This is a genomic window from Microbacterium sp. BF1 (assembly GCF_019279095.1).
GTDB classification, from domain to species: domain Bacteria; phylum Actinomycetota; class Actinomycetes; order Actinomycetales; family Microbacteriaceae; genus Microbacterium; species Microbacterium maritypicum.
In genome coordinates this window covers 1-3967 of sequence record NZ_JAGYWT010000225.1, presented here as the reverse complement: position 1 = coordinate 3967, position 3967 = coordinate 1, and the positions used below count along the sequence as shown (strand labels likewise).

Here is a 3967-nt window from a genome sequence, read left to right as displayed (position 1 = left end):
GGGTTGTGCGTGGGGCCGTACGCCGAGTGCTCGGTGGAGGAGCCCATGGCGAACTCGTCCATGTTCGTCTTACCGAGGGCGATCATGCCCGCTGCGCGTGATCGCGCCACGACCGTGGCGTCGTACGGCGAGCGGTATCCCTCGAGGATGCGCGAGCCGCTCGTCGTCGGCTGGTCGGTCGTGACCAGCACGTCCTTGATGGCCAGCGGTACGCCTGCGAGCGGGCCGAGCACCTCACCGGCGGCCCGTCGTGCGTCGATCGCCGCTGCGGCCTCGAGCGCCCCCTCGTTGACGTGCAGGAACGCGTGAACGTCGCCGTCGACCGCAGCGATGCGGTCGAGGTGCGCCTGCGTCGCCTCGACGCTCGACACCTCGCCCGCGGCGAGCTTCGCGGCGAGATCCGCCGCATCCAGCCGGATGATGTCGCTCACTGCTCTTCTCCCAGGATCGCGGTCACGCGGAAGCGGCCGTCGGCGGCATCCGGTGCGTTCTGAAGCACCTGCTCGTGCGTGAGCGTCTGCCCGACCACGTCGGGACGGAAGACATTGCTCAGCGGGATCGGGTGGCTCGTCGCGACGACGTCGGGGGTTGCGACCTCCGACACCTTCGCGATGTTGTCGACGATCGCGTCGAGCTGGCTCGTGAGCCGCGACACCTCGTCGTCGTTCAGCTGGATGCGTGCGAGCACACCGAGATGGCGCACGAGTTCAGGGGTGATTTCAGACACTCCCCCAGTCTAGTTGGCGCGCTCCGCAGTCCCATGCTCTTCACGCGGCTCGCCCTATGCTGGGCGGGTGAGCACGTTCCAGCCTCCTCGCCCGTGGATCGCCAGCTATGCCGCCGGCGTCCCGGAAGACCTCTCTCCCGTCGACGGATCGCTCGTGGACATCGTCGCCGCCTCGGCGCGCGACTATCCGGACGCCCCCGCCCTCCAGTTCTTCGGTCGGGAGACGACGTATGCGCAGCTCCAGTCGGCGATCGAGCGCGCGGCGGCGGGTCTGCGCGATCTCGGTGTCCGCGCCGGCGACCCCGTCGCGATCGTGCTGCCGAACTGCCCGCAGCACATCGTGGCCTTCTATGCGGTGCTCCGTCTCGGCGCCGTCGTCGTCGAGCACAACCCGCTCTACACGCCGCGCGAGCTGCGCAAGCAGTTCGAAGACCACGGCGCGAAGCACGCGATCGTCTGGAACAAAGTCGTCTCCACGGTGCAGGAGTTCCCGGCGGATCTTGCGGTGACGAACCTCGTCTCGGTGGACGTGACCCGCGCCATGCCCTTCCTCACCCGTTTCGCCCTGCGGCTGCCAGTGACCAAAGCACGCGAGTCGCGAGCCGCGCTCACGGAGAGGGTGCGCGGCACGGTCGTCTGGGACACGCTGCTCGCCTCGGAACCACTCCCGGCGTCGCACCCGAAGCCGCTGACCGACGATCTCGCGATCATCCAGTACACCTCCGGAACGACAGGGACACCGAAGGGAGCGGCGCTCACGCACCGCAACCTGCTGGCCAACGCCGCGCAGGCCCAGGCGTGGGTTCCCTCCATCCAACGGGGCAAGGGATGCGTCGTCTACGCGGTCCTGCCGATGTTCCATGCTTACGGCCTCACGCTCTGTCTGACGTTCGCGATGTCGATGGGTGCACGACTGGTGCTGTTCCCCAAGTTCGACCCGGAACTCGTTCTCGACGTCGTCAAGAAGCACCCGGCGACATTCCTGCCGCTCGTGCCGCCCATCGCGGATCGCCTCCTCGCCGCCGCGAAGGCCGAGGGCGTGTCACTCGACGGCATCGAGGTGGCCATCTCGGGTGCCATGGCCCTGCCGCACGAGTTGGTCGTTCCGTTCGAGGAGGCCACCCACGGCTATCTCGTCGAGGGCTACGGACTCAGCGAGTGCTCGCCCGTCCTCATGGCCAACCCGGTCGCGGACAACCGCGTTCCCGGTACCGTCGGACTCCCCCTTCCGGGCACCGAATGCCGCGTCGTGGACCCGGAGAACCCGAGCGAAGACGTGCTGCCCGGCACGGCCGGAGAACTCGTCGTGCGCGGTCCGCAGGTGTTCTCGGGCTACTACGGCAAGCCCGAGGAGACAGAGGCCGTCTTCGTCGACGGGTGGTACCGCACGGGCGACATCGTGACGATCGACGACGCCGGTTTCGTGCGCATCGTCGACCGCATCAAGGAACTCATCATCACGGGCGGCTTCAACGTCGCCCCCACCGAGGTCGAGAACGCTCTGCGCCAGCACCCGCAGGTCGCGGATGCTGCGGTCGTCGGTCTGCCGAGCGAGCACTCCGGCGAAGAGGTCGTCGCGGCGATCGTCGTCGACCAGGGAACAGATGTCGACGTCGAGGCGATCCGCGATTTCGCACGGAGCATCCTCACGCCCTACAAGGTCCCTCGTCGTGTCTTCGTCGTCGATGAGCTCCCGAAGTCTCTGATCGGGAAGGTGCTCCGGCGCCAGGTGAAGGACAAGCTGATCGCGCTGACGACAGGCGTCTGAGGACGCCCTCACAGGCGCCGATCGTCCCGGCGCGCTACCCTTGGGAAGTGACCCCTGAAGATGCAGTGCTGACCGACGCCCCCGAGGACACTCCCGCGACCCCCGGATTCGAGGAGCTCGGCATCACCGGGCCCGTCCTCAAAGCCATCAAGGATCTCGGATACGAGACCCCGTCGCCCATCCAGGCGGCCACCATCCCGACTCTTCTCGCCGGCCGCGATGTCGTCGGCATGGCGCAGACCGGTACCGGGAAGACCGCGGCATTCGCGCTCCCCGTCCTCGAGCGCCTCGAAGTCTCGCAGAAGACCCCGCAGGCCCTCGTGCTGGCTCCCACGCGCGAGCTCGCCCTCCAGGTCTGTGAAGCCTTCGAGTCCTACGCCTCCAAGATGAAGGGCGTGCACATGCTGCCCGTCTACGGCGGCCAGGCCTACGGCGTGCAGCTCTCTGCTCTTCGCCGCGGCGTGCACGTGATCGTCGGCACGCCGGGGCGAATCATGGACCACCTCGCCAAGGGCACTCTCGACCTCTCGCAGCTGCAGTACCTGGTGCTCGACGAGGCCGATGAGATGCTGAAGATGGGCTTCGCGGAAGATGTCGAGCAGATCCTCGCGCAGACGCCCGTCGAGAAGCAGGTCGCCCTGTTCTCCGCGACCATGCCCCCGCAGATCCGTCGCCTCGCGCAGAAGTACCTGCGCGATCCGGAAGAGATCAGCATCAAGTCGAAGACCGCGACCGGCACGAACATCACGCAGCGGTACCTCGTGGTGTCGTACGCGCAGAAGGTCGACGCGCTCACCCGCATCCTCGAGGTCGAGAACTTCGACGGCATGATCGTCTTCGTCCGCACCAAGAACGAGACCGAGACGCTCGCCGAGAAGCTGCGTGCCCGTGGCTACTCCGCTGCCGCGATCAACGGCGACGTGCCCCAGGTGCAGCGCGAGCGCAGCGTGAACCAGCTCAAGGACGGCAAGCTCGACATCCTCGTCGCCACCGACGTCGCCGCGCGTGGTCTCGATGTCGAGCGCATCAGCCACGTCATCAACTTCGACATCCCCACCGACACCGAGTCTTACGTGCACCGCATCGGACGCACGGGCCGTGCGGGTCGCAGCGGTGATGCGATCAGCTTCATCACGCCGCGCGAGCGCTACCTGCTCAAGCACATCGAGAAGGCGACGCGTCAGGTCCCGACGCAGATGCAGCTGCCCAGCACGGAAGACGTCAACACCACGCGCCTGAACCGCTTCGACGACGCGATCACCACGGCGTTGTCGGAGACCGCGCGCATCGAGGCGTTCCGCGACATCGTCGCGCACTACGTCCGTCACCACGACGTGCCGGAGGGCGATGTGGCCGCGGCCCTCGCCGTCGTGGCGCAGGGCGACAAGCCGCTGCTCCTCGACCCCGCCAACGATGCCCTCACCAGGGCGGTGGAAGCCGACAACCGTCCGCCGCGCGAGCGCGCCGGCCGC

4 protein-coding genes are annotated in these 3967 nt (G+C 67.7%); 2 read left to right on the top strand and 2 right to left on the bottom strand.

The genetic code is table 11. From position 1 onward, the window contains the following. Positions 1-431, bottom strand: a 431-nt coding sequence (locus KZA10_RS09250) for an amidase (protein ID WP_308289626.1), incomplete at its 3' end; no start/stop codon positions are given. Next, the gene (gene gatC, locus KZA10_RS09245) at positions 428-727 is read right to left on the bottom strand and encodes an Asp-tRNA(Asn)/Glu-tRNA(Gln) amidotransferase subunit GatC (protein ID WP_031206170.1); all 300 of its coding nucleotides are present in this window, start codon (positions 725-727) and stop codon (positions 428-430) included. The genes gatC and KZA10_RS09250, both read right to left, overlap by 4 nt. A 67-nt stretch (positions 728-794) precedes the next feature. On the opposite strand from gatC, the gene KZA10_RS09240 reads away from it, so the two are divergent. Continuing rightward, positions 795-2495 (top strand): long-chain-fatty-acid--CoA ligase, encoded by a 1701-nt coding sequence (locus KZA10_RS09240; RefSeq protein WP_218682716.1) that lies wholly within the window; start codon positions 795-797, stop codon positions 2493-2495. Positions 2496-2560: 65 nt separating this feature from the next. Next, positions 2561-3967, top strand: a 1407-nt coding sequence (locus tag KZA10_RS09235; protein WP_218682717.1) for a DEAD/DEAH box helicase, incomplete at its 3' end; no start/stop codon positions are given.